21 protein-coding genes are annotated in these 25,463 nt (G+C 67.8%); 13 read left to right on the top strand and 8 right to left on the bottom strand.

Annotated elements, in window-relative coordinates:
- Positions 1–58 precede the first annotated feature (58 nt).
- Together AC1KVE_RS15650 and AC1KVE_RS15645 are read right to left on the bottom strand one after the other, a co-directional pair.
- Positions 59–940, bottom strand: coding sequence for an NAD-dependent protein deacetylase (locus tag AC1KVE_RS15650; protein WP_226427015.1), 882 nt, complete (start codon positions 938–940; stop codon positions 59–61).
- Complete coding sequence (locus AC1KVE_RS15645; protein WP_481093067.1) at positions 937–1,602, bottom strand: TetR/AcrR family transcriptional regulator; 666 nt, start codon at positions 1,600–1,602, stop codon at positions 937–939. Before AC1KVE_RS15645 ends, AC1KVE_RS15650 begins: the two co-directional genes overlap by 4 nt.
- A 97-nt stretch (positions 1,603–1,699) precedes the next feature.
- On the opposite strand from AC1KVE_RS15645, the gene AC1KVE_RS15640 reads away from it, so the two are divergent.
- The 3 genes from AC1KVE_RS15640 to AC1KVE_RS15630 all read left to right on the top strand — a co-directional run bounded on the left by AC1KVE_RS15640 (position 1,700) and on the right by AC1KVE_RS15630 (position 5,703).
- Complete coding sequence (locus AC1KVE_RS15640) at positions 1,700–1,897, top strand: hypothetical protein (RefSeq protein WP_481092900.1); 198 nt, start codon at positions 1,700–1,702, stop codon at positions 1,895–1,897.
- 213 nt (positions 1,898–2,110) lie between these two features.
- Positions 2,111–4,594, top strand: coding sequence for a TonB-dependent receptor (locus AC1KVE_RS15635; RefSeq protein ID WP_481092901.1), 2,484 nt, complete (start codon positions 2,111–2,113; stop codon positions 4,592–4,594).
- Between the two features lie 101 nt (positions 4,595–4,695).
- Positions 4,696–5,703, top strand: coding sequence for a phospholipase C/P1 nuclease family protein (locus AC1KVE_RS15630; RefSeq protein WP_481092902.1), 1,008 nt, complete (start codon positions 4,696–4,698; stop codon positions 5,701–5,703).
- A 122-nt stretch (positions 5,704–5,825) separates the two neighbouring features.
- Here AC1KVE_RS15630 and AC1KVE_RS15625 read toward each other — a convergent pair whose 3' ends face one another.
- Complete coding sequence (locus tag AC1KVE_RS15625) at positions 5,826–6,761, bottom strand: alpha/beta fold hydrolase (protein WP_481092903.1); 936 nt, start codon at positions 6,759–6,761, stop codon at positions 5,826–5,828.
- Positions 6,762–6,850: 89 nt separating this feature from the next.
- Here AC1KVE_RS15625 and AC1KVE_RS15620 point away from each other — a divergent pair, with 89 nt between their 5' ends.
- Positions 6,851–7,279, top strand: a complete 429-nt coding sequence (locus AC1KVE_RS15620) for a MerR family transcriptional regulator (protein WP_481092904.1) — start codon at positions 6,851–6,853, stop codon at positions 7,277–7,279.
- 64 nt (positions 7,280–7,343) lie between these two features.
- Here AC1KVE_RS15620 and AC1KVE_RS15615 read toward each other — a convergent pair whose 3' ends face one another.
- On the bottom strand, positions 7,344–8,630 hold the full coding sequence (locus AC1KVE_RS15615; protein ID WP_386139481.1) for an MFS transporter: 1,287 nt from the start codon (positions 8,628–8,630) through the stop codon (positions 7,344–7,346).
- 97 nt (positions 8,631–8,727) lie between these two features.
- On the opposite strand from AC1KVE_RS15615, the gene AC1KVE_RS15610 reads away from it, so the two are divergent.
- Entirely contained in the window at positions 8,728–9,615 is an 888-nt protein-coding gene (locus tag AC1KVE_RS15610) for a LysR family transcriptional regulator (protein WP_047126309.1), read from the top strand.
- Positions 9,616–10,512: 897 nt separating this feature from the next.
- Positions 10,513–11,181, top strand: coding sequence for a VOC family protein (locus AC1KVE_RS15605; RefSeq protein WP_104569253.1), 669 nt, complete (start codon positions 10,513–10,515; stop codon positions 11,179–11,181).
- An 18-nt stretch (positions 11,182–11,199) separates the two neighbouring features.
- Here AC1KVE_RS15605 and AC1KVE_RS15600 read toward each other — a convergent pair whose 3' ends face one another.
- On the bottom strand, positions 11,200–12,006 hold the full coding sequence (locus AC1KVE_RS15600; protein ID WP_184457843.1) for a TatD family hydrolase: 807 nt from the start codon (positions 12,004–12,006) through the stop codon (positions 11,200–11,202).
- 232 nt (positions 12,007–12,238) lie between these two features.
- Complete coding sequence (locus AC1KVE_RS15595) at positions 12,239–13,156, bottom strand: LysR family transcriptional regulator (protein WP_024939813.1); 918 nt, start codon at positions 13,154–13,156, stop codon at positions 12,239–12,241.
- Between the two features lie 128 nt (positions 13,157–13,284).
- On the opposite strand from AC1KVE_RS15595, the gene AC1KVE_RS15590 reads away from it, so the two are divergent.
- The 7 genes from AC1KVE_RS15590 (at position 13,285) to gvpU (ending at position 22,480) form a co-directional block, all read left to right on the top strand.
- Positions 13,285–14,337: an aromatic ring-hydroxylating oxygenase subunit alpha gene (locus AC1KVE_RS15590; protein ID WP_104569255.1), complete on the top strand. Its 1,053-nt coding sequence runs from the start codon at positions 13,285–13,287 to the stop codon at positions 14,335–14,337.
- A gap of 17 nt (positions 14,338–14,354) precedes the next feature.
- Entirely contained in the window at positions 14,355–15,314 is a 960-nt protein-coding gene (locus AC1KVE_RS15585) for a PDR/VanB family oxidoreductase (protein ID WP_184457841.1), read from the top strand.
- A 501-nt stretch (positions 15,315–15,815) separates the two neighbouring features.
- On the top strand, positions 15,816–17,387 hold the full coding sequence (locus tag AC1KVE_RS15580; protein ID WP_184457839.1) for an adenosine deaminase family protein: 1,572 nt from the start codon (positions 15,816–15,818) through the stop codon (positions 17,385–17,387).
- Between the two features lie 86 nt (positions 17,388–17,473).
- Entirely contained in the window at positions 17,474–18,655 is a 1,182-nt protein-coding gene (locus tag AC1KVE_RS15575; RefSeq protein ID WP_481092905.1) for a nucleoside hydrolase, read from the top strand.
- Positions 18,656–18,659: 4 nt separating this feature from the next.
- The gene (locus AC1KVE_RS15570; protein ID WP_481092906.1) at positions 18,660–20,120 is read left to right on the top strand and encodes an AtzE family amidohydrolase; all 1,461 of its coding nucleotides are present in this window, start codon (positions 18,660–18,662) and stop codon (positions 20,118–20,120) included.
- Positions 20,120–21,700 carry a gamma-glutamyltransferase family protein gene (locus AC1KVE_RS15565; protein ID WP_184457833.1) on the top strand — a complete coding sequence of 527 codons (1,581 nt, stop codon included), beginning with the start codon at positions 20,120–20,122 and terminating at the stop codon, positions 21,698–21,700. Before AC1KVE_RS15570 ends, AC1KVE_RS15565 begins: the two co-directional genes overlap by 1 nt.
- Before the next feature lie 321 nt (positions 21,701–22,021).
- Entirely contained in the window at positions 22,022–22,480 is a 459-nt protein-coding gene (gvpU, locus tag AC1KVE_RS15560; protein ID WP_024939820.1) for a gas vesicle accessory protein GvpU, read from the top strand.
- Positions 22,481–22,800: 320 nt separating this feature from the next.
- On the opposite strand, the gene AC1KVE_RS15555 is transcribed toward gvpU, so the two are convergent.
- The gene (locus AC1KVE_RS15555) at positions 22,801–24,000 is read right to left on the bottom strand and encodes an MFS transporter (RefSeq protein WP_184457831.1); all 1,200 of its coding nucleotides are present in this window, start codon (positions 23,998–24,000) and stop codon (positions 22,801–22,803) included.
- A gap of 315 nt (positions 24,001–24,315) precedes the next feature.
- The gene (locus AC1KVE_RS15550) at positions 24,316–25,209 is read right to left on the bottom strand and encodes a LysR family transcriptional regulator (protein WP_024939822.1); all 894 of its coding nucleotides are present in this window, start codon (positions 25,207–25,209) and stop codon (positions 24,316–24,318) included.
- Positions 25,210–25,463: the final 254 nt, after the last annotated feature.

Below are 25,463 nucleotides of genomic sequence, written 5' to 3'. Positions count from 1 at the left end.
GGATGCCCATTGCACTGCGCCGCGCGCGTGGGCACAACCGCTGCAATGGATCACTGCGTCATGCCGAGCGCGCACTGGCGTCGTTGACGCTGCGTGCACGCAGCGGATCGAACGGGGTGTGCAGGAACGCCAACGCCTGCGCGCACGACTGTTCGACCTTCAGGCTGAGCAGCTCGTCCGCGCGGGTGCGCCCGAAGTTGAGCGCGGCGATCGGCAGGCCGGCCTTGGCCGCGGCCTGTACGAAACGAAAGCCCGAATACACCATCAGCGACGAGCCCACCACCAGCACCGCATCGGCCGCCTGCAGATGCGCAAATGCGCGCTCCACACGCTCGCGCGGCACGTTCTCGCCAAAGAACACCACATCCGGCTTCAGCACGCCGCCGCACACCGGGCACGGCGGCACCACAAAACTGTCGAAGGCCACATCGTCCAGGTCCGCATCGCCATCGGGCGCCTGCGCGGCGTCCAGGTCGGCCCAGCCGGGGTTGGCGTGCTCGAGCAGCAGCTGGAATTCGGTACGGGGCATGCGCCGCTCGCAGCCCATGCAGCGCACCACATCGAGCCGGCCATGCAGATCGATCACCGCCTGACTGCCGGCGGCCTGATGCAGGCGGTCCACGTTTTGCGTCAGCAGCAGTTCCAGCTGGCCGCGCGCTTCCAGTGCGGCCAGCGCGTGATGGGTGGCATTGGGTTGCGCCAGCCCGAAGCGCGGCCAGCCGACCAGACTGCGTGCCCAATAACGCTGCCGCGTGGACAGCTCGCCCATGAAGGCCTGGAACGTCACCGGTTGCGGACGCTTCCAGCCGCCTTGCAGATCGCGGTAATCGGGAATGCCCGAATCGGTGCTGCAACCGGCGCCGGTGAGCACGAACAGGCGCCGATGGCGCTCGATGAAGTCCTGCAACGCGTTGCTGTCCTGAACTGCTACCGCCGTCATCGCGCAACTCCGGTGGCCGTGAGGTAACTGTGCAGCAACACCACCAGTTGCGCCTGCAGCGGCGCAATCCGCACCGCAGGCGCACCCTCCTCGAGCAGGCTCTTGACCGGCCCGGTGATGGCCGCCATGCCGATCTCGGCCACCGCCTCGCAATCGTCGAAGCGCACATCCGCAGCGGTGGCCAGCGCCGCGGCAAACGCCTGCTGCGAGCGCTTGCGCGCCTGCGACCCCAGCGCGGCGCCACCATGCAGTTCGGCAATGGCGTACAGCGCGCGCGAGACGTCCACATGCTGCAGCTTGGCCTGCACGAAGGCATGCACCAAGGCCTCGCACTGCTGCGCCAGCGTGCGCCCGTGCTGTTGCGCGCAGGCCCGTTCCACCGCGTCGATCACCGCCTGCAGGTGCCACTGCAGCAATGCGATCAACATCGCCTGCCGATTGGGGTAGTACTGGTACACGCTGCCGACCGACACGCCGGCACGCTCGGCCACCCGCGTGGTGGTGCAGCCCTGTAGTCCGTCGGCTACCAGCACCTGGATGCTGGCCTGGCGGATGACCTCCACGGTGGCGCGCGAGCGCGCTTGCTGCGGGGCCTTGCGCGGTGCTGGCAGGGGGAATGAGGTGCTCACGAAGGCGACTGTACACACGGATGGGTGGCACATAGTCTGGGGGCCTTCTTGGTGATTCCAAGCAAGCGCCCCTCTCCAGCTCCGCATCCCTGGCGCTGCGCGACGGCGCCGAGCGCCCGATTGCTTCACCGTGTCGCTGGCGAAGGCACTGCGTAACGCAGGCTTTGCGGTCAATCACGATCGCATCGCCACCGATCTCAACGATCACGCCGGTCCAGACAGCGTCGACAAGGGGCTGCCAGCGTGGCGCAGCTTGCGATGTCCGAGCTGGCACCGGCGCGATGACACCGAGGGCGGAATGATTGGCTTGGTGATGCGCACCGAATGACGCACAGCCGGCAACCTGCTGCACACGGTTGAAACCGCTTGAAAACACGTGCCACGTCACAGATCGGCACGCGGGTCCGCCAACTTAGCGTGATCGGGCGCACACGCAATGCTGCGGAAACATGGCACCGCGACAGTGGGCAGCTCCCCCGCTGACCCCACTCCTGCCATGCCCTACACCCACATCCGGACGCGCTCCGGAGTGCGTCGTGCCGTGTCGCGTCGTCCGCTCGCCGTCCTGCTTGCACTGACCCTGGCCACCCCCGCGCTCGCGCAGGAGGCCGCACCCGCCACGCCTGCCACCCGCAAGGGCGAGGACGGCATCTTCTCGCTGGACCGGATGATCGTCACCGGTGCCGGCCAGGCCCAGAACCAGTTCGACGCCTCGTATGCGATCACCGCGCTGACCGCCGAGCAGATCGACAAGCTGGCCCCGCTCAACCTGGCCAGCCTGATCGGCTCCATGCCCGGCATCTATGCCGAATCCACCGGCGGCGAAGTGCAGAACGTCTACCGCATCCGCGGCATTCCCGACGAAGGCTCGTTTGCGGTGATCCAGGAAGACGGCATCAGCCCCTACCCGGACAACAACGGCTACTTCTACAAGACCGAAGGCCTGGTGCGCCCGGACCTGATGGTCGAATCGGTGGAAACCGTACGCGGCGGGCCGTCGCCGATCTTCGCTTCCAATGCCGCGGCCATCGTCAATTTCGTCACCCGCCAGGGCGGCGACACCCCCGAAGGCGCAGTGCGCACCACCGTCGGCGACACCGGGCTGTATCGGCTCGATGGCTACTGGTCGGGCAAGCTTGCCGACGGCTGGTACCTGGCTGCCGGCGGCTTCGTGCGGCGCAACGATGGCTACCGCGACGTGGGCTTTCCGGCCGACGAGGGCGGGCAGTTCCGCATGAACCTCACGCACACGCTGGAGCACGGCAAGCTGACCTTCACCGCCAAGCATCTGGACGACAAGAACGCGTTCTACATGCCGATCCCGCTGTACGACCCGCGCGACACCGCGCGTTCGCTGGACCCGTTGATCGACCGCTTCACCGGCACCTTGAGCAGCGCGCAGCTGAAGCGCGCCAGCATCGTCTCCAGCGATGCCAACGGCGCGCCGCAGCGCGAGTTGCGCGACCTGTCCAATGGCCGCCACATGAAGTTCAATCATCTGGGCGCCAACCTGGACCTGGCCTTCGACAACGGCTGGAGCCTGTCCAACAAGGCCATCGTCAATCGCCTGAACATGACCTTCGACGCGCTGTATTCCAGCAATGCGCCGCAGGATGCCGCCGCGTATGCCAACAGCCGCCGCGCCGCCGCCAGCGCCGCGTTTCCCGGCCTGAGCTCGCTGGGCTACGTCTACACCGACGACGGCAGCCGCTTCGATCCGGCCAGCACCGACGGCCTGGTGATCCAGGGCCAGTACCGCGCCATGAACGTGCGCGCCGATTCGTTCGCCGACGACCTGCGCCTGCACCGCCGCTTCGACTGGGGCGGCGACAGCCACGACATCACGCTCGGCGTGTACGGCGCCTACTACGCGCGTTCCTACAATTCGCGTTACCAGAGCTATCTGCTGGAAATGCGGCAGAACCCGCGCACGATCGACCTGCTCGGCTACGACGCGGCCGGCAACGTGGTCGGTGGCGTGACCAAGGACGGCGTGGTGATCTACGGCGCCGACCGCACCCAGGGCAAGGCCTATACCAGCATGCTGGCGCCCTACATCGCCGACACCTGGCAGGTGACCGACAAGCTGCGCCTGGAAGCCGGCGTGCGTCACGAGCGCTACCGCTACCGCGCCTGGAGCATGCTGCGCAGCACCGGCAACCTGGGCATGGCCGACACCCTGGCCGACGATGCCGCGCGCCTGTTCACCGGGGCCCGCGCACACACCGCGCTGGACGTGGGCGTGACCAACTGGACCGCGGGCTTCAACTACGACATCAATCCCACCGTCGGCATCTACGGCCGCGCCTCGCGTGCGCACCGCGCGCCCAGCGAGGGCGCCAACGAAGGCAACGTCAACATCCCCACCGCCGACCAGTTCGAGCTCGGCACCAAGCTCAACTTCGACACGCTGGACGTGTTCGCCACCGCCTTCTACACCAAGTACGACCCGTACAACATCGGCACCAGCGCGGTGAATCCGCAGACCGGCGCGGCCGAATCCAAGGACTACCGCGGCAGCGTCACCAACCCCGGCATCGAACTGGCGGCGGTGTGGACGCCGGCGCAGTGGCTACGTCTTGATGCCAACCTGACCTACAACGACACCAAGGTGTCCGACCTGACCGAAGTGGTGGCCAATGGCGCAGTGGCCGTGGTCGACGTGGATGGCAACATGCCCAACCGCCAGCCGAAGCTGTACGGCAATGCCGGCCCGACGCTGTTGTTCACCACCGGTGCGTTCGATTGGGAAACCTCGTTGCGCTACGCCTATGTGGGCAAGCGCTACGCCGACCTGGAAAACACCACCGAGCTGGCCGCCTACGACACCCTGGCGGCCAACATCCTGGTGCGCAACGGGCCGTGGGACGTGCAGCTGTCGGTGGACAACCTGACCAACACCTTTGCGCTGACCGAAGGCAACCCGCGCACCGACACCATCTCCGGCCAGGGCACGCGCGCACCGATCTACGGCCGGCCGATCTACGAGCGCAACTCGCGGCTGGTGGTGACCTACCACTTCTGAGTGCGCCGGCGTCCGGGGTGTCGCAGCCTCGATGCCAGCGCTCCATTTCCCGATCCATCGCCTGTAGCGCCGCAGACGCGCTGCAGGCCACAAGGACTGCCATGACAGCTTCCCGTCTTGCCTGTGCGCTGCTGGTTGCAGCAGCGACGTGTTCCGGCGATGCCGCCGCCTGGGGCCACCGCGCGCATGCCGCCATCGACAGCGCCGCCGTGCAGGCCCTGCCCGACGACGGCCCGGTCTTCCTCAAGCAGTACGCGCAGGTGATCGCCGACGGCGCCACGCTGCCGGACGGCTGGCGCAGCGAAAGCGAACCCTTCCTCAAGATCGAAGAAGACCCCAATCACGGCTGGTTCCGCGAGCAGTTCGCCTTCATGCAGCACCCGCCGCGATCGCGCTACGCCTTCGTGCTGGCGCTGTACGACGAACAACGGCGCATCGCCGGCAGCGACCCGCAACTGGCGCAGCGCATGAACGTGCGTTGGGCCGGCACCTTGCCGTACGCCGCCACCGAAGGCTACCAACGCATCGTGGCGACCATGCGGCAGCTGCGCACGCTGCGCGCCAAGGGCCAGGACACCCGAGAGCTCGAACGCAACTGCGCGTTCTACGTCAGCTGGTTTGCGCACTACATCGGCGATGGCGCGCAGCCGCAGCACGACAGCATCCATCACGACGGCTGGCAGGGGCCGAACCCGCACGGCTACAGCACCGACCCAAAGGTGCACGGCAAGTTCGAGAGCGATTACGTGGAGAAGATTGCGCTGACCCCGCAGGACCTGCTGAGCCGCATGCCGGCCCTGGCGCACCAGGATGGCGATGTGTTCGAGCAGATCCTGGGCTTTCTCGACATCGGCACCGGCCGTGTCGAGCAGGTCTATCGCCTGGAAAAGGCCGGCGCCTTCGACGATGCGTCCAGCAGCGATGGCCGCGCGATGGTCTATCGCACCGCCGGCGACGGCGCGGCGATGCTGCGCGACCTGCTGGTGCGCGCCTGGCGCGAAAGCGCGCTGCGGCCCGACGCCTCCACGCCACCCAGCATGGACCCCGGCCATCCGCAGTACGACCCGGCGACCGGATCTGCACCTGCCGGCAGGTCGCCCACGCTGTAACCGCCGATGGCGACAGGGTGTGCCGCCATCGGCGTGCCGACCTGCGCGGCGGCAACGGGCGCTGCGCGGGTCGACGGCACAGCGCAGCGCACCATACGGATCGCGCGTGCCGTCACGCCGCGTCAGTGGGTGTTGACGGCCTGTTCGACAAAGCGCAGCAGATCCTGATTGAAGCGCGGGCTGTCTTCCAGAAACGGGGCATGCCCGGCATCGGGATACAGCACCGTCTGCGCACGCGGCTGCAGCTGCCGTGCACGCGCCAGCGTCGGCCCGGTGGTCACCAGTGCATCGCGCGCGCCGTACATCAACAGCACCGGCAGCTGTGTGCGTTGCAGGCCGGCAACGTCGATCGACATGCCCTGCACGGCCCGTTGCATATCCCACGAGGCCAGCGACGCGTTGGCCAGCAAGGTTTCAAACACCGGCGCCGGAGGCTGGGTGGCAAAACACAGCCGCAGGAAGTCCTGCACCGCCTGCAGGTGCGTGCGCAGGTCGTCGGAGACCAGATCGCGATAGATCGCCGGATGCGCGCCCAGTTGCTCTGCGCGCAGTTCGATCACGCCATCGACATACACCACGCCGCCAAGCCCTTCGTCGCCATAACGGGTGAGGTAGTTGCTGATCACCGCACCGCCCAGCGACCAACCCACCAGCACCGCATCGCGCGCGTTTGCGGCCTTCACCACGGCGGCAAGGTCGTCGGCCCAGCGCATGCCGTCCCGATACGCGGACGCTGCCGCCGGCTTGCCGGACAGCCCATGCCCGCGCAGGTCGTAGGTGATCAAGCGATAGCCTTGCAGGCGCGGATCCGCCAGCTGCGCGTCCCAATCGATGCGGCTGCCGAGCAGCCCGTGCACGAACACAATTGCCCGGCCATCGGTGGCGCCATGCTCCTGCACCGCCAGGGCCACGCCGTCGGGCGCGGTGACGGTGTAGCTGCGCGACGCCGGGGTGACCGCCGGACCTGCGGCAGCCGATGTTGAGAAAAACAGCAGCAGGCAGGCCAGCAGGTAGCGCATCGGCAACATACCAATGACGGGGAGAAAGCGAACAGGCATCGGAGTGAGCTCCAGACAATGGGAGCCACCATCCTCGAGCCTCACACCAATGTGAGGGTCAAGCGTTGCGTGCAACGTATGCTGGGCGCATGGCCACATCGTCCGAACCATCGCTGAGCATTGGCGCGCTGGCGCTGCAGACCGGCGCCAGCGTGCGCTCGCTTCGCCACTACGACGCGCATGGGCTGCTGACCTCCTCGCGCAGCGCCAACGGCTACCGGGTGTTTCCCGCCGCCTGCGTTGCGCAGGTGCGGCAGATCCAGCGGCTGATCGCCACCGGCTTCAGCCTGGACGACATCCTCGGCTTCCCCGATTGCATGCGCCTGGTGGAAGGCGCGCAGATGTGCCCGGAAACCGCGCAGGCGCATCGGGCACGCCTGCAGCTGATCGAGCGCCAGCTGGCCGACCTGGAGCGGCGCCGGGTGCGTTTGCTGGAAACCCTGGCGCAGGGTTCAGCGGATGCCGCGGCCACGCTGCCGCCTGCGGCGCAGACCAGACGCAGCAGGCGGGCGCGCTAGAGCGGCTGACAGACGCCGCGCAGTCGTGCAGTCAGTCGCGCTTGGACGCGGCGGTCGAACCGCGTCACTCGCCGCGTGCAGGATGCGGCGCAAAGCGCCCGTACGGCCGCGTGTCGTCGGCGCGCTGGCGCAGTACGTAGGCCGCGGCGAAGGCGAGCGCCAGCAAGGTCAGGCACATGCCGACCAGCGCGCCCCAGCCACCGTGTTGCCAGAACCAGCCGCCGAGCGCGCCGATCACGCTGGAGCCGGCGTAATACGCCAGCAGATACAGCGATGCGGCGTGACTGCGGTGCGCACCGCCGAGCCGGCTCACCCAGGCGCTGGCCGCCGAATGCGCGATGAAGAAGCCGATCGTCAGCAACACGATGCCGGCCACCACCAGCGCCAGCACATGCGCCAGGGTCAGTGCCACGCCGAGGACGCACAACACGATGCCGGTGGTGACCACCGGGCCGCGCCCGAAACGGTCCGACGCCGCACCGGCCACTGACGAGCTGACGATGCCGAACACATAGGCGCTGAAGATCATGCCGATCTGGCTCTGGCTCAGGCCGAATTCCGGCCCGCCCAGCCGGAAGCCGGCGTAGTTGTAGAGGCAGACGAACACGCCCATCAACAGGAACGGCAGCGCGAACAGGAACGGCAGGTTGCGGTCGCGCAGATGCCCGGCCCAGGCGCGCAGATGGAAGCGCAGGTTGATGCCGTGCCGGCGCACGAAGTTGCGCGACGGCGGCAGCAACCAGAAGAACGCCAGCGCGCACAGCAGGTCGAACACGCTCAACACCGCCAGTGCGGTGCGCCAGTCGTAGTGATCGGTCAGCACGCTCATCACGATGCGCCCGCTCATGCCGCCGAAGGCATTGCCGGCCACATACAGGCCGGTGGCCGCGCCCATCTTGTTGGCCGGCAGTTCCTCGCCCAGATACACCATCGCCACCGCCGGCACCCCGCCCAGCGCGATACCGGACAAGGTGCGCACCAGCACCAGCGCGCCCCAGTGCGGCAGGAAGGCGGCGACCAGGTTGAGCACCGCGGCCAGTGCGATCGATACGAACATCAACCCGCGCCGGCCCAGGTTCTCCGACACTGCGCCGGCACAGAAGATCGCCAGGGCCAGCGCGCCGGTGGCCAGCGACAACGGCAGCGAGGCGGTGGCCGCGTCCACGCCAAAAGCGCGCGCAAACTCCGGCAGCACCGGCTGCACGCTGTACAGCAGCGAGAAGGTGGCAAAGCCGGCCAGGAACAGGGCCAGGCGGATGCGGCCGCTGGCCGGCGCACCGGCGGCGGCGTTGTCGGCAAGGCCAGCGGTGGCGCCCGGCAGGCTGCCGGTGCGGCGATCAGGAGAGGACACAGGCGCAGCATCGAGACGTGGGACCGCGAGTATTCGCCTGCGCTGACCCCCTGTCCAATATATGATCGTGGCAGTTGCCATATGCAGAACAGATAGCATGGAACTTCGCCACCTGCGCTACTTCCTGGCTGTCGCCGAGGAGGGCAACTTCACCCGCGCCGCAGCGCGGGTCGGCATCGGCCAGCCGCCCTTGAGCCAGCAGATCCAGGCGCTGGAGCGCGATCTGGGCACGCCGCTGTTCCGGCGCACCCACAGCGGCGCCGAGCTGACCCCGGCCGGCGAGGCCTTCCTGGTCGAGGTGCGCCGCGTGCTCGCCGATGTGGAGCGCGCCGCGGAAACCGCACGGCGGGTGGCGCGCGGCGAATCCGGCCGGCTGCGGCTGGGCTTCACCGCCTCGGCCGCGTTCAACCCGGTGGTGCCGCACCTGATCCGCGACTTTCGCCGGCAATGGCCGCAGGTCGAGCTGCTGCTGGAAGAAACCAACACTGCCGGGCTGCTGCTGGCCCTGGCCGATGGCCGCCTGGACGCGGCCTTCGTGCGCTACGGCCTGAGCACGCCGCCCGACCTGCAACTGCTGCGCTTTGCCGACGAACCGATGAAGATCGCCGTGCCCGCCGCGCATCGCCTGGCCGCCCGCAACAGCGCGCCACTGGCGGCGCTGGCGGGCGAACCGTTCATCCTGTTCCCGCGCAGCTTCGGGTCCAGCCTGTACGACGAGATCCTCGCCGCCTGCCGGCAATCCGGCGTGACCCTGCGCATCACCCAGGAGGCGCCGCAGATGTCGTCCATCGTCAACCTGGTCGCCGCCGAACTGGGCGTGTCGGTGGTGCCGGCCTCCACTGCGCAGCTGCAGCTGCCCGGCGTGCGCTATCTGGATATCGAAGGCCAGATGCCGCTGGCCCGGCTGGCCCTGGCAGTCGCGCCCGGCGCCCTGGACACCGCGCCACTGGTCCGGCATCTGTGGGCGCTGGCGGAAGTGCTGTGAGCCAGGCTGATCTCGAGCCGACAACACCACGGTTGTTGTAGGAGCGCACCCGTGCGCGATGTGGCTCTCCCGGTAACGCCCTCGCGCACAAGTGCGCTCCTACACCTGCCAACAGAAGGCCAGACGCCGCTGGCCAGGCTGGCGCTGGCGGAAGTGCTGTGAGCCCGGCTGATCTCGAGCCGACAACACCACGGTTGTTGTAGGAGCGCACTCGTGCGCGATGTGGCTCTCCCGGTAACGCCCTCGCGCACAAGTGCGCTCCTACCTGCCAGCAGAAGGCCAGACGCCGCTGGCCAGGCTGGCCCTGGCGGAAGTGCTGTGAGCCAGGCTGATCTCGAGCCAACAGCATCACGGTTGTTGTAGGAGCGCACCCGTGCGCGACGTGGCTCTCCCGGTAACGCCCTCGCGCACAGGTGCGCTCCTACCTGCCAACAGAGGGCCAGACGCCGTTGGCCAGGCTGGCCCTGGCGGCAGTGCTGTGAGCCAGGCTGGTCTTGAGCCGGCAGCACCACGGTTGTTGTAGGAGCGCACCCGTGCGCGATGTGGCTCTCCCGGTAATGCCCTCGCGCACAGGTGCGCTCCTACACCTGCTCATGCGGAAAGATGTTTGATTGGGTTGCCTGCCACCAGCGATGGCGCTGGTTCTCTTGAGCCGAGGTCTGATCCACACACCCTCAGCCGCACCCGAAGTCATTGATCCTGTGGAAGCACGCATGTCCGCAATGCTGCTTGCATGGCGACATCATCGCGGCCAGGGCCTTCGCTGCAGACAACATGCACGTTACCAGCGCGCGCACGTGCCCTGCCGAATCCGCGCACACCATCCGGGCACACCGCTTGACCTCAACCGCGATTGAGGTCGTTCAATGCCTGCACCTTCCATCACCTGCGCCCGCCATGCATCTTCGCCATCTGTTGCTGCCCTGCCTGGACCCCGACCTCAGCCTGCGCTTCTATCGCGAGGTACTGCAGCTGCCGCAGCACGGCAACAGCATTCGCATCGGCTGGAGCAGCCTGGAATGCGTGCAGGCGCAGCAGCCGGTGGGCAGCGTGCATCTGGCGTTCAACGTGGCGCCGTCGCGCTTCGACGCCGCTGCGCAGTGGATCGGCGAGCGCAGCAAGCTGCTTGCCGATCCACATGGCCGCCGGCAGTTTCAACTGGACGGCGTATGGCAGTCGCGATCGGTGTATTTCGCCGGCCCCGATGGCGCGGTACTCGAGTTGATCGCGCGTCGGGCGGTACAGGACGTGGCCACCGGCGACGGTGCGTTCCACGGTGACGAGTTGCTGTGCGTGAGCGAGATCGGCTTACCCAGCAACGATGTCGCGGTGGTGACCAGCAGTGTCGCCCATCACTTCGGCGTGCGGCCGTTTGCGCCGGCGCTCGAAGGTTTTGCCGCGCTGGGCGACGATGATGGCCTGTTGATCGTGGTCGATCAGGCGCGGCGCTGGTTTCCGCAGCAGCGGCAGCTGCCGTGGGCCAGCGGCGTGCGGGTCAGCGTGGATGCACCGCAACCGGGGCTGCGCTTGCGCGATGCGCAGGGCTGGGAGTTGCTGGCGGCGTGATCGTCCACGCCGCGCAGGTCATGCCGCCGCTGCAGGCGCGGGCAGACGGAAGAACGCACGCGCCGCCGCGGTGCTGTTGGCCGCGGTCAGCGCCACGTCCTCGCCACGATCGCGTGCGAGTTCTTCGACGATATGCGACAGGAACACCGGCTCGTTGCGGCGGTCCTTGGGCATCGGCTTGAGCGTGCGCGGCAGCAGGTACGGCGCGTCGGTTTCGATCATCAAGCGGTTGGCCGGGATGTTGCGTACCAGCTCGCGCAGATGCAGGCCGCGGCGCTCGTCGCACAGCCAGCCGGTGATGCCGATGTAGTAATCGCGGTCCAGGTAGTCGAACAGTTCTTCGCGGCTGCCGGTGAAGCAATGCACCACCGCCGGGCCAAGGCGGCCATCGAAGCTGCGCATGATCGACAGGAAATCGTCGTGCGCCTCGCGCTGATGCAGGAACAGCGGCTTGCCGTTGTCGGCAGCCAGTTGCAGCTGGCGCTCGAAGGCCTTGTGCTGGGCCGGACGCGGGGCGAAATCGCGGAAATAATCCAGCCCGCATTCGCCCACCGCCACCACCTGCGGGTGCGCCTGCAGCGTGCGCATTTCGGCCTCGCATTCGGCGGTGAACTCCACTGCGTGGTGCGGGTGCACGCCGGCGGTGGCGTAGAGGAATCCGGGATGCTGCTGGGCCAGCTGCAAGGCCACCGGCGAATGCTCGCGACTGGCACCGGTGATCACCAATTGCGCAACGCCTGCCTCGCGTGCGCGTTGCAGCACGGCGTCGCGGTCGCGGTCGAAGGAGTCATGGGTGAGGTTGGCGCCGATATCGATCAACTGCATGCTGCGGTGTCGTGTGGGGAGAGCGTGGCAAGTGTAACGAGTGGGGGTTGTGTGCGCTTAGCGCTTCGCATCTCTTCTTCCGCCGGGAGAAGCTGGCGCGCAGCGCCGTATGCGGGTGCGAGCGGAGCCTCGCATGACCAACCACCCAATGTGACGTCGCCCGGTCCCCTCACCCCAACCCCTCTCCCGCAGGCGAGGGGCTTTGCTCCCTTCTTCCAGGAGAGAGAGGGGTTCAACCAACCACCGGCACCACCATCGCATCGATCTTCGCCGCCAGCGCCTGGATCGTCAGCAGCGCCGAGCGCGACAGCTGCCGCTGCGGGGCCACGCACAGCGCCAGCGTCATCGGCTTGGTCAGGTGGCGGCGGAACGGCACGAACGCCAGGCGGCCGTCGGCCACATCCGGCGCGGCATCCAGCCACGACATCAGGCCCACGCCGGCACCGGCGCGCACCAGCCCGCGCAGGGTGCGCACATCGTTGCAGTGGGTCAGCCGCTTCACGTCGATGTGCTGGCGTTGGTACAGCACCTTGGCATGCTCGCCGACGATCAGCGGGGCGGCCGGCAGCAGCAGGCGGTGTTCCAGCGTTTCGCTCAGCTGCAGCTCGGTGCGGGTGCTGAGCGGGTGGCCGACCGGCATCGCAATCCCCAGCGGGATGTCGGCAAAGGCGCGCACCTCCAGGTCCACGCTGCTCACCGGGTCCAGCAGCAGGCCGATGTCCACATCGGCCGAGGTCACCATTTCCATCACCCGCTGGTTGCGCGCGGTGGACAGGTTGAAGGTGATGCCGGGGTACTCCTGCACCAGCGCCGCCACCGCCTCCGGCACCACGCCCTCGCTGAGCGCGTCGATCATGGCGATCTCCACGTGCCCGCGGCGCAGCCCCTTGAGCTCGTCGAAGCGCTCCAGGGTGCGGGCGTAGGCCTTCTCCCAGCCGCGCACGTCCACCAGCAGCAGCTCGCCAGCGGCGGTCAGCCGCAGCCGGCCGGGCAGGCGCTCGAACAGCTGCGCACCCAGTTCCTCCTCGGCCTTGAGGATCTGCCGGTCGATCGCCGAGGCCGACACGTGCAGCACCTCGGAGGCCTTGCGGATGCTGCCGCAGCGGGCCACTTCGATGAAGTAACGGGTGAAGCGGGAAAAGGTCAGCATGCGGCGGGGCTCGGGTTGCGTTGCATTTTTTGCAATGGCTTGGCTGAAAATCGATGTTTGATAACACACCCCCAGCTTCCTAGAGTCAATCCGGCACCGCTCCCCGCCCTACGCCAGAGACTGGACCCATGGATGTCGCCGTCCCCGCCCTGCCGCTGCACTGCACCTTCGAGGCCGCCGACTGGCAGCGCCTGGCCCAGCATTGGCACGCGGTGGCGCTGAGCAGCGAGGTCGGGCAGGCGCCGTTCAAGGCCACCCTGCTGGACGAGCCGCTGGTGCTGTACCGGCTGGGCGAGGAACTGGTGGCCGCGCGCGATGTCTGCCCGCACCGCGGCGTGCCGCTGAGCATGGGCACCGCCGATGGCGGCGGCGTGGTCTGCGCCTACCACGGGCTGCGCTTCGGCTCGGGCGGGCGCTGCAACCACATCCCCGCCAGTCCCAGCCAGAACATCCCGGCCAAGATGCGCCTGCACACCTACGCGGTGGCCGAGCGCTACGGGTTGATCTGGGTGTGCCTGGCCAAACCGGCCGGCGTCAGCGCGGCCGAGGTGCAGATTCCGCCGATGCCCGGCTGGGACGAGGACGGCTTCCAGCAGATCGTCTGCCCGGCCTTCGACATCGGCGGCAGCGCCGCGCGCCAGCTGGAGGGCTTCATCGACGTGGCGCATTTCGCCTTCGTGCACACCGCCACCTTTGCCCAGCCGGACAAGCGCGAGGTGCCGGCCTACACCACCACCGAGACGCCGACCGGCTTCAATGCCGACTACCTGAGCTCGGTGGCCAATTATTCGGTGGACATGCCGCTGCCGGACGTGGACCCGGATTTCCAGTGGCTGCGCCATTTCGAAGTACACCTGCCCTTCGTTGCCACGCTCACCATCCACTTCCCGGTGCCGGGCAAGCGGCTGGTGATCATGAACGCGGCCAGCCCGGTGTCCAAGCACAAGACGCGCCTGCTGGTGCCGATCGCACGCAACTTCGACACCCATCTGCCGGTGGAGGACGTGCACGCCTTCAACCTGCGCGTGTTCGAGGAAGACCGCGCCATGGTCGAGGCGCAGCGCCCCGAATACCTGCCGCTGGACCCGCTGCTGGAAGTGCATATCCCGGCCGACCGCAGCTCGATCGCCTACCGCCGTGGCCTGCGCAGCCAGGGCTATAGCGATTTCTTCCTGCGCTGACCGCCAAGGAGCACGCCATGCAGTTGCACGAGGTCCGCGTTGCCGAGGTCTTCGACCAGGGCCATCGCCAGCGCGCGATCCGGCTGGAGCCGGTCGGCGCGGAATTGCCGGCCTTCGAGGCCGGCGCGCATGTGGACCTGCATCTGCCCGACGGCATGATCCGCCAGTACTCGATCGCCAGCGCACCGCATCTGCGCGACCACTACCTGCTGTGCGTGAAGCTGGCCGACGCCTCGCGCGGCGGCTCGCGGCATCTGTGCGAGCAGCTGAGCACCGGCGACCGCCTGCGCATCTCGACACCGCGCAACCTGTTTCCGCTGCATCCGGGCGACCGCCACGTGCTGCTGGCCGCCGGCATCGGCATCACCCCGCTGCTGTCGATGGCCGAAGCGCTGGAAGCGCGCGGCGAACCCTTCGTGCTGCACTACTACGCCCGCCGGCACGCCGACGTGGCGTTCGGGCAGCGGCTGCAGCAGGGCTTCGCGCACGGCCAGGTGCAGGTGCATCTGAGCGACGGCGGCGAGAGCCCGCGCGTGCATGTGCCCGAGGAATTGGGCCAGGCGCGTGCGCGCGACCAGTTGTACCTGTGCGGGCCGGCCGCCTTCATGGACCACTACACGCTGCTCGCCAGGGCGCACGGCTGGACGGCGGAGCAACTACACCGCGAACACTTCGCCGCCGCCGAGCCCGGCATCGCCCACGATGCCGACAGCGCCTTCGAAGTGGAGCTGGCCGCCAGCGGCCGCGTGGTGCAGGTGCCGGCCGACTGCAGCATCGCCAGCGCCCTGCTGGACGCCGGCATCGAGGTGCCGCTGTCCTGCGAGCAGGGCATGTGCGGCGCCTGCCTGACCGGCGTCCTGGCGGGCACCCCCGATCACCGCGACAGTGTGCTCAGCGACAGCGAACACGCGCAGAACCGACAGATCACGTTGTGTTGTTCGCGTAGCCGCTCGCCGCGGCTGGTGCTGGATCTTTGAGGCGGCCTGTGTGTGGCAGATGCCTGTGCAGCGCTGCTGCGAGTGCGGCCATTGCCCCATGCCGATGGTCCTGCCGATGCGATTGGTGAGCACTGCAGATGAGGATGCGTTGTGCCGCCGATCGTCATGACCTGCACGCAGCCGCAGCACATCACCCGTACATCGCGTGCCCGCTGCCGGAAACGGCCTGGTCGCTGCAGCGCGCTTGCCTGCGCTGCGCTGATGTGCCGCGTCAGGCCTGGTGTGCCGATGTGGAGGACGCTGCGGGAGATTCGCAAGCGACGAAGCAGCGCTCGTCGATCCGCAGGCATTGCTGGTGGCGCGGTGCCTCATGTAGCACCAAGGAGCCTTGCAACCTCACCCAGGTGTCCGCCCACCAATACGAGCTTCAGCACCAGCAAATAACCACTCCAGTGCTGGCCGTGCACCACGCATGCAGGGCATGCTTCGCATCTACCGGCGTGATTGCACCATTGCCGTTCTTTTCGAGCTTTCCATCGCATGTCCATCGTTCATCGCAGTCTGATTGTGGCGCTATGCCTGTTGTTGCCCACCGCCGCACAGGCACGCAGCCAAGCCACCCCTGCACAGCAACGCGAGCAGCAGGTGGCGCAGCTGCTGCGCACCGCCGCCGATCAGCCTGCGCAGCTGCGTGCCTGGCTGCAGGCGATGCCCAAGGGCGGCGACCTGCATAACCATCTGTCCGGCTCGGTGTATGCCGAGGACTACCTGCAATGGGCCAGCGAGGATGGCGCCTGCGTGCAATTGGACGACCTGAGCCTGCGCGCGCCGCCGTGTGGCAACGGCCAGGAGCCGGCACGCGACCTGGCAACGCGCAATGCCGCGCTGTATGGACGGGTGGTGGATGCCTTGTCGATGCGCAAGTTCCTGCCCAGCCCGTCGCAACCCACCGGACACGGTCAGTTCTTCGGCACCTTCGGCAAGTTCGACGCGGTGGTGCGCACGCGCGTTGCCGACACCGTGGCCGCGGTGCTGGAGCAGGCCGCACGCGACCGTGTGCCCTATGTGGAAATCATCGCCAATCCGCCGCAGATGGATCAGGCCGCAAAACAGATGCAGTCCTTGCCCTGGAAGGGCGACGACGACACGGCCAACCTGCGCGCCTTGCAGGATGCCTTGCCGCCGCTGGTGCAGGCCGCACAACGCGCGCTTGCCGACACCGATGCCCAGGTGCGCCGCGTGCTGCACTGCGACCAGCCCGATGCGCGTCCCGGCTGCCAGGTCACCTACCGCTACGTGCCTTACGTGCTGCGCGTGTTGCCGCAGCCGATGGTGTTCGGGCAGATGGCGCTGGCGCATGCGCTGATCGCCGCCGGCGGCAGCCGCGCGGTGGCGTTGAACATCGTCGCGCCCGAAGACAACCCGGTGGCGCTGGCCGATTACGCGCGGCACATGGCGATGTTCCGCTTCTTCGCCGCGCGCTATCCCGACGTGCCGCTGTCCCTGCACGCCGGCGAGCTGGCCCTGGGCCTGGTGCCGCCGGCGCAACTGCGCTCGCATATCCGCCAGGCGGTGGACGCTGGTGCGCGCCGCATCGGTCATGGCGTGGACCTGCCTTATGAAGACGACGCCGACGGCCTGCTGCAGCGCATGCGCCGCCAGCAGATTGCGGTGGAGATCAACCTCACCAGCAACGATGTGATTCTTGGCGTCAAAGGCCCCGCACATCCGCTGGCGATGTATCTGCGCGCCGGCGTGCCGGTGGTGCTGTCCACCGACGATGCCGGCGTCTCCCGCGCAGACATGACCCACGAATATCAACGCGCGATGCAGGAACAAGGCATCGATTACCCCACGCTCAAACAGCTCGCCCGCAACGGCCTGACCTACAGCTTCCTGCCGGGCACCAGCCTGTGGGATGCCGAAGGTAACGCTGCGCAGGCCTGCGCCACTGCGTTGCAGCGCGAAACCGATGATGCTGCCTGTCGCGTATTCCGCCAGGGTAGCGAGAAGGCCCGGCTGCAATGGCAGCTGGAGACCGACCTGGCCCAGTACGAGCGCACGTTGTTGAATGTAGGAGCGCGCCAGAGCGCGAATGGGCTTTACCGGTAACCCCCCGTCGCGCGCAGGCACGCTCCTACCAACGCCCTCGATCCATCGCCGCTGCAATGCACTCAACCTTCCACGACAAAAACGCAATGACCGACCCGCACGCCACCACATCCAGACGCCGCGTCATTCTCGAAGACGACATCGACGGCTTCACACCCGCGCAGCTGCTGCTGTTGCAGTCGCCCGAGGTCGAGGTGCTGGGCATCAGCGCGGTCAGCGGCAACATCTGGCGCGACGAAGTGCTGGCGCATAGCTGCCGCCTGCTGGAATTGGCCGGTCACCCCGACATCCCGGTGCTGCCCGGCCCGGTGCATCCGCTGCTCAACAGCGAACTGGCCACCGAGCGCTGGGAAGCGCTCTACGGCAAGCTGGTCTGGAAAGGTGCCTGGACCAGGCACTGGGTGGATGGCGACACCGTGCAAAGCGCGCCGCGTTATCACGCCCACGACGTGGTGCCCGACCTGCCGTTGGGCAATCCCAGCGTGGTGCGCGCGTCCGACGAGCCGGCCGCGTTGTTCATGCTGCGCATGGTGCGCCAGTATCCGGGCGAGGTGAGCATCATTGCCACCGGCCCGTTGACCAATCTGGCGCTTGCGCAATCGCTGGATCCGGCCTTCGCCACGCTGGCACGTGAGCTGGTCTACATGGGCGGCAGCCTCAACCCACGCCAGCAACGCAACAGCATCAGCGCGCAGCAGTTCGCACGCGAATTCGTCAACTCGCCACGCCGCGAATTCAATATCCGCTGGGATCCGGAAGCGGCCAGCATCGTCATGCGCGCCCCCTGGCGCAGGATCACCATGGTGCCGGTGGATCCATCGACCGCGACCGAACTCACGCCCGACCTGCTGGCGCGCATCAGCGCGGCCGATACCAGCATCGGCCACGCCTTGCGCCGCCGCGAACCGGGTTTTCCGATGTGGGACGAACTGGCCACTGCGGTATGGCTGCGGCCCGAGCTGGCGACACGGACCGAGACGCTCTACGTCGATACCAACACCGCCTTCGATGCCGGCTACGGCGACATCCTGTCGTGGGCACCGGGGTACCAGCCGGGCCTGGGCGAGCAGGCGCAGACCGTGGTGCACGCGGTGGATATCGAAGCGTTCGAACAATTGCTGGTAGACCACCTCACCGCGCCGCAACCACCAGCAGTAGGCTCGCCGCTCCCCCCTCTCCCATCGGGAGAAGATGCCCGAGGCGCGGATGAGGCTGCGGCATCCCAATCCCGACTCCCAACGAGCGAATCCCCGCTTCCAACCAGGTGACCCCATGCAACTCCCAGCGCAGTGGCAGGCCGGCATCGATCGCAATACCGAGGTCCTGCGTGGCCACGCGCAGCTGCTCGCCAGCTTCAACGCGCCGCGCCCGGCAGCGCCGGACACCACCACGCCGCGCGGGCTGATCGCCTCCATCGTCAGCACCACCCGCAGCCAGCCCAGCCTGGCTGCACGCCTTGCCACCCAGACGCTCACGCGCATCAACCAAGCCAACGACAGCCTGCGCGCGATCACCCGCCTGCTGCCCGCACGCGCCGCCGCCGATGCCGCGCGCGTGCAGGCCGCGCTGGCCGGCGGCAGCGACGGCGGTGCGTTGGCCGGCGTGCCGTTCGTGGTCAAGGATCTGTTCGACGTCGCCGGCCAGGTCACCACCGCTGGCGCGGTCATGCGCGCGCAGTGCGCGCCCGCCAGCCGCGATGCGGCCGTGGTGCAACGGCTGAGCGATGCCGGCGCGGTGCTGGTCGGCACCGCCAACATGGACGAATTCGCCTACGGCTTCGCCACCGTCAACGCGCACTACGGCACCACCGCCAACCCGCACCATCACCGTCATCTGGCCGGTGGCTCGTCGGGCGGTTCAGCCGCCGCGGTGGCCGCCGGGCTGGTGCCGTTCGCGCTGGGCTCGGACACCAACGGCTCCATCCGCGTCCCGGCCGCGCTATGCGGCGTATACGGCCTGCGCCCCACGCACGGCGCATTGCCGCTGGATGGCGTGTTCGGCTTCGTCGATGCGCTGGATGTGGTCGGGCCGTTCGCCAGCTCCATCGCCGACCTGCGCCGCGTCCATGAAGTCATGCTTGGTCAGCCGCTGGCGTCGTGCAATGCCGGCAGCCTGCGCATCGCCCGCCTGGGCGGCTGGTTCCAGCGCAATCTCGATCCCGAACTGGATGCCGGCCTTAGCGCATTGCTCACCGCCTGCGACAGCAGCACCCTCATCGAATTACCCGAAGCAGAACGCGCCCGCGCCGCCGCCTTCGTGCTCACCGCTGCCGAGGGCGGCCACCGCCATCGCGCCGGCCTGAGCACGCAGGCCGAGCGGTTCGACCCGGCCACCCGCGACCGCCTGCTCGCCGGCCTGCAGCTGCCCGCCAGCGCGGTGGCCGATGCGCACCGCTTCGCGCAGTGGTTCGGCGCCGCCATGCAACGGCTCTGGGACGAGGTGGATGTGTTGATCGCGCCAGCCACACCCTGCGTGGCGCCGCGCATCGACCAGGACACCATCCAGATCGACGGCCTGCCGGTGTCCGCGCGCGCCAACCTGGGAATCTTCACCCAGCCGCTCGGCCTGGCCGCCTGCCCGGTGCTGGCCGCGCCGTTGCCGCGCCCCGGTCGCCTGCCGCTGGGCGTGCAGCTGATTGCCGCACCCGGCCGCGAAGACCGCCTGTTCGCGCTCGCCGCGCAACTCGAACGCGACGGCCTGCTGGCCTTCAGCCCACCGGCGGAGACACGCTGATGCTGCACACCTTGCGCGCACGCCGCGGCATGGTCGTGGCCCCGCACCATCTGGCCGCACAGGCCGGGCGCGATGTGCTGCGCGACGGCGGCAATGCCATTGAAGCCGCCGTCGCCACTGCCGCCTGCCTGGCCGTGGTCTACCCGCACATGACCGGTATCGGTGGCGACGGCTTCTGGCTGATCCACGACCCCGACGGCCGCGTGCACGCCATCGACGCCTGCGGCCGTGCCGCACAGGCTGCAACACTGGAGTTCTATCGCGGCCACAGCAGCATTCCGTGGCGCGGCCCGGGCGCGGCCAATACCGTCGCCGGCACCGTCGCCGGCTGGGCGCTCGCTCTGCAGCACGCAGGCGGCGGCCTGTCGCTGCAGCGCCTGTTGCAGGACGCCATCCACCACGCCAGCGCCGGCGTGCCGGTGACGCTGGGCGGTGCGCACATCGCTGCCAGCAAGGGGGCCGAGCTGCGCGTGCAACCCGGTGCCTACGCCAGCATCTTCGAACCCCACGGCACGCCGCTGCACGAAGGCGCACTGCTGTATCAGGCGCAGCTCGCACACGCCCTGCAACGGCTGGCCGACGACGGCCTGGACAGTTTCTATCGCGGCGCACTGGCCGACGACATCGCCGCCGACCTGCAGGCGCTCGGCAGCCCGCTGCGTGCGCACGATCTTGCTAGCCACCGTGCCGACGCCAGCGTACCGCTCTCGGTCGCCATCCACGGTGCACGCCTCTACAACCACGCACCGCCCACGCAAGGCCTGGCCTCGCTGCTGATCCTTGCCCTGTTCGATCGCCTGCAGGTCGCACAGCCCGACAGCTATGCGCACCTCCACGGCCTGGTCGAAGCCAGCAAACAGGCCTTCCTGATCCGCGACGCACACCTCGGCGACCCCGACTGGATGACGCTGGACGCACAGGCGCTGCTCGATGACAGTGGCGCACTGGATGCGCTCGCCGCACGCATCGACATGCACAGCGCGCTGCCCTGGCCGCAGCCCTCGCAGGCCGGCGACACCGTCTGGTTCGGCGCCATCGACGCGCACGGCCGCGCGGTCAGTTGCATCCAGTCCACCTATTTCGAATTCGGCTCCGGCCTGGTGCTGCCGCGCACCGGCATCACCTGGCAAAACCGCGGCTGCAGTTTCCGCCTTGCCCCCGACGGTTGGAACGCGCTCGCCCCGGGCCGCAAACCCTTCCACACCCTCAACCCGGCACTGGCCACCTTCGACGACGGCCGCGTCATGGCCTACGGCACCATGGGTGGCGAAGGCCAGCCACAAACCCAGGCGGCGATCTTCTCCCGCTACGCGCGTTTCGGCGTGCCGCTGCAACAGGCCATCACCGCACCACGCTGGCTGTTGGGACGCACCTGGGGCGAAGAGAGCACATCACTCAAGCTGGAAGACCGTTTTGATCCGGCACTGGTGCAGGCACTGCGCGATGCCGGGCATGCGGTGGACCTGTTGCCCGCCTACAGCTCGGTGATGGGACACGCAGGCGCGCTGGTGCGCGAGGCCGATGGCGTGATCAGCGGAGCAAGCGATCCGCGATCCGATGGTGCGGTGGCTGGGTGGTGATGGTTGGGGCGTGATGATGCTTGCTGCGCCTGCGTGGTGACGGGCAGACATCCCTGCCCGCCAATCAAGCGATCGGGTCAGAGCGTGCTTGCACGCCAGCACCGGCTAGCGCGCAGGACCGAGACTCCAGCCAGTTGCAGGCCGACAAGGTGAACATGTCATAGACTCTGGGCATGCTCTCCAAGGCGACGATGGCGGACTCAACCACGCCGTTCACCGGACAGGACGCACCTGCTTTCTTGGGCATGCATGGCGATGGGTAAGCTACGTCGCCGTGCTTATTTCGACAGACGCATCAACCCTTCCACCAAGGAGAGCCATATGACAGAGCAAGAAGACAACCAACCCAGCCTGGAAGACGTCAAGCTGGCGTTCGACGGCCAGAGCCTGGATTGGTATCTGCAGAAGCTGGTCGCAACCGTCAACAGCTCGAACGTGCAGTTCGGCATCACGCTGTTTGTCGAGGGCATCATCGTGTCCGGCCAGCTGGTCAGCGGCAAGCAGTACTTTGAGGCGTTTGCGCAGGAATTCTCTGCCGCCTACCCCGGCGATGCCGAGGAAAAAGAGGATATCCGTCGTGCGTTTGCCAGCCACGCCAGCATTTACGACACCGAGGAAGATGCGCAGCAAAGCAGCCGGCCGCCGCAGTTCATTCACCTGATCGACTCGCGTTGCTTCTCGCCCGGCGGCCAGCCCCTGCCCAGCAACCGTGGTGTGCTCTGGCGCGGCAAGGTCAATGCCGTGTCCGGCTTCACCCTGGGATCGCTGTCGGCCGATTGAGCCTGACAAGTTCCGCGTTGGTGTGAGGTGCTCGTCATCTCACATCGGACTGTTGGAGATAACGCCAGGAGTCCGTCACGACGGCACAACAGCCACACGCGCTTGCGCTTGCTGACAACGGTGCGCTCGCCAACGTCTTCCGTTGTCTCTCGGCATCGGACCGGCGCTGCTCGATGGCAGCAGCACCGGCCATGCGGCAATACCTACGCAGACACCTTGGGTGTGCGCCGCGAGAGGGAGCCAAGCACTGCCTCTGGCGTCGTTGCCTGGCACGGGCCGACGTCCGCGCAATGCGCGCCGCATCGTGCGATCGCCATCCCTCACGGCTGTAAGCGATCGCCACGCCCTGCAACCAGTGACGAGGCCAGCAGCAACACGCTGGCACCGACAAAGGTGGCGCCGATCGACACATGATCCAGCAGCACGCCGCCTGCGGCGCCACCCAGCATGATGGAAAGCTGGATTGCGGCAACCATCAGGCCGCCGCCGCTTTCCGGTGCGTCCTTGACGCAGCGGCTCAACCAGGTGGACCAGGCCACCGGCATCGCCGCGTTGAGCGTGCCCCAGGCAATCATCGCCACGGCCACGGCCCACACCAGGTGACCTGCCAGCAGCATGCCGATGGTCGCCACACCCAGTGCGACCGGCAGTACGCTGAGCAGGGTGAACAAGCGCTTCGGCACCAACGCGGTGGCGGCATAGGTACCGACGAATCCGGCCAGGCCCAGGCCGAGCAGCAGCAACGACAGTTGCGACACATCGACCTGCGCAACGGTTTCCAGAAACGGGCGAAAGTAGGTGAACGCAGAAAACGCACCGGCAAATCCGAGCATTACCGCGAGCATGGCGCGCGCCACATAGCGACGCTTCAACAAGGTGACGATGCCACCCAGCGAAGTGGCGCCCTGTGCGGGCATCGACGGCAGGCTGCGCCATTGCCAGGCGATGGTCAGCGCCACCAACGGCAACATGCCCCAGAACACCCCGCGCCAGCCGATGGTGGCGCCCAGATAGCTGCCCAATGGCGCGGCGAATGCAGCAGCGACTGCGTTACCAATAAATATGATGCCCAAGGCCTTGGGCACCGCATGCTCGGGCATGATGCGCATCACCGTGGCGGTGGACAATGCCCAGAAGCCGCCGATGGTGATGCCGAGCAGCGCACGCGCCACCATCAACATGCCGAAGCTGTGCGCATTGGCGATCAACAGCAGCGACAACAGCATCACCCCGGTCAGGGCGATCAACACATGGCGCCGGTTGAAGCGCGACGACAGCGGTGCGATCAGCAGGCTGGCGACCACCGCGAACAGGCCGGAGATCGAGATCGCCTGGCCGGCCATGCCGGCACTGGCGTGCAGATCGGCGGCGATCGGCGTGAGCAGGCTGACCGGCATGAACTCGGAGGCGATCAGCAGCGCAACGCAGAGCGACATCGAGCCGACCGCGCTCCAGGTCTGGCGGGTTGCGGCGGGTGCGGCGCGCGAGGATGGATCGGTAGCGAGCGAACTGGCTTGCATGTGGAGCCTTTGTGCGAAGTGGAATGCGAGACGAACGCCACGCCGCAAGCGCGCTGACGCCGCGCTCGATCGCGAACCTGGTGTTCGGAGGGGATGCGCCGCAGGCAGCGATGCACTGCATCGACCTGTCAGCGCAGCGACGCACGACGGGCGCAATGCAGCAACGGGCGCTGCGGCTCGGGCGTGTGCGTGTCTGGATGTGCTGCAGCTTACGCAGGCCGTGAACAGCGATAAAGATGGCGGATGCGCACGGGCTTATGAAGCCCGCTCATCAACCACTTGCCTGCGTCGAGCGCCTCTGCCTGGCGCGGACCCTCAACCCTTGTAGCGCAGCGCATCCACGACGAGGTTGAAGGCGGACGAGGAATGGCGGCGGCTGGGATAGAACGCGTGCAAGCCCGGCCAGGTCGGCGACCAGTCCTTCATCACCCAGCGCAGCCGTCCGGCCTTGATATGCGGGCGCGCCAGATCCTCCTGCACGAACGCGATGCCGAAGCCATCCACCGCCGCGTCCAGCGCTTCGTAGGTGCCGTTGAAGGTCAGCTGGCCATCCACGCGCACGATGACCTCGCGGCCGTCCTTTTCCAGCTCCCAGGCGTAGATGCCACCGGCGGTCTTCATGCGCAGGTTGATGCAGCTGTGCGCGGTGAGATCCTGCGGCGTCTTGGGGATGGGCCGACGCGCGAAATAGGACGGCGCGGCGACGATGGCCATGCGCATGTCCGGTGCGATGCGCGCGGCGATCATGTCCTTTTCGACCTGGTCGCCCAGCCGCACACCCAGGTCGTAACGGTCGGCAACGATGTCGGTCAGGCCGTTGTCGACCACGATCTCGACCTTGATCTCCGGGTAGTCGCGCAGCAGCCTGGACAGCTTGGGCCACAGAATCGCGCGCGCGGCGTAGTCGGTGGCGGTGATGCGCACGGTGCCTGCGGGCGTGTCGCGCATTTCGCCGAGCGCAGACAGCGCCTCCTCGATTTCGGCAAAGCGCGGCGCCACCGTCTGGATCAGCCGCTCGCCGGCTTCTGTGGGCGCCACGCTGCGCGTGGTGCGGGTCAGCAGGCGCAGACCCAGCGTCGCTTCCAGCCCGCGGATGGTGTGACTCAGCGCCGACTGCGAAACGCCCAGCTTGGCGGCAGCGCGGGTAAAGCTGCCCTCGCGAACGATGGCGATCAGCGCCAGCAGGTCCTTGAAGTTGTCGCGCGCCATTGGTGAATCTCTTTCATGGAATCCGCCTGACTGTAGCAGCCGGTGAAAAAGGAATCCCGAAGCCCCGCTCTTGCGGGAGAGGAGTTGGGGTGAGGGTACGGCTGCTCAGCTCTCTCGACGCTGCCGCACCCGCATCCGCCATTCGGGCAGCTTCTCCCGGAGGGAGAAGGAACAACGCCGGCCACAAGCTTCCCGTCGCATTTTTTGCAACGCCCGACCCTAAAAAAACCGCTTTGGGGCGACGGGGCCGGTTC

Source organism: Xanthomonas sp. NCPPB 2864 (genome assembly GCF_056675615.1).
Note: the sequence above shows the minus strand (reverse complement) of the source record. Positions and strands in the feature narration are given on the sequence as shown.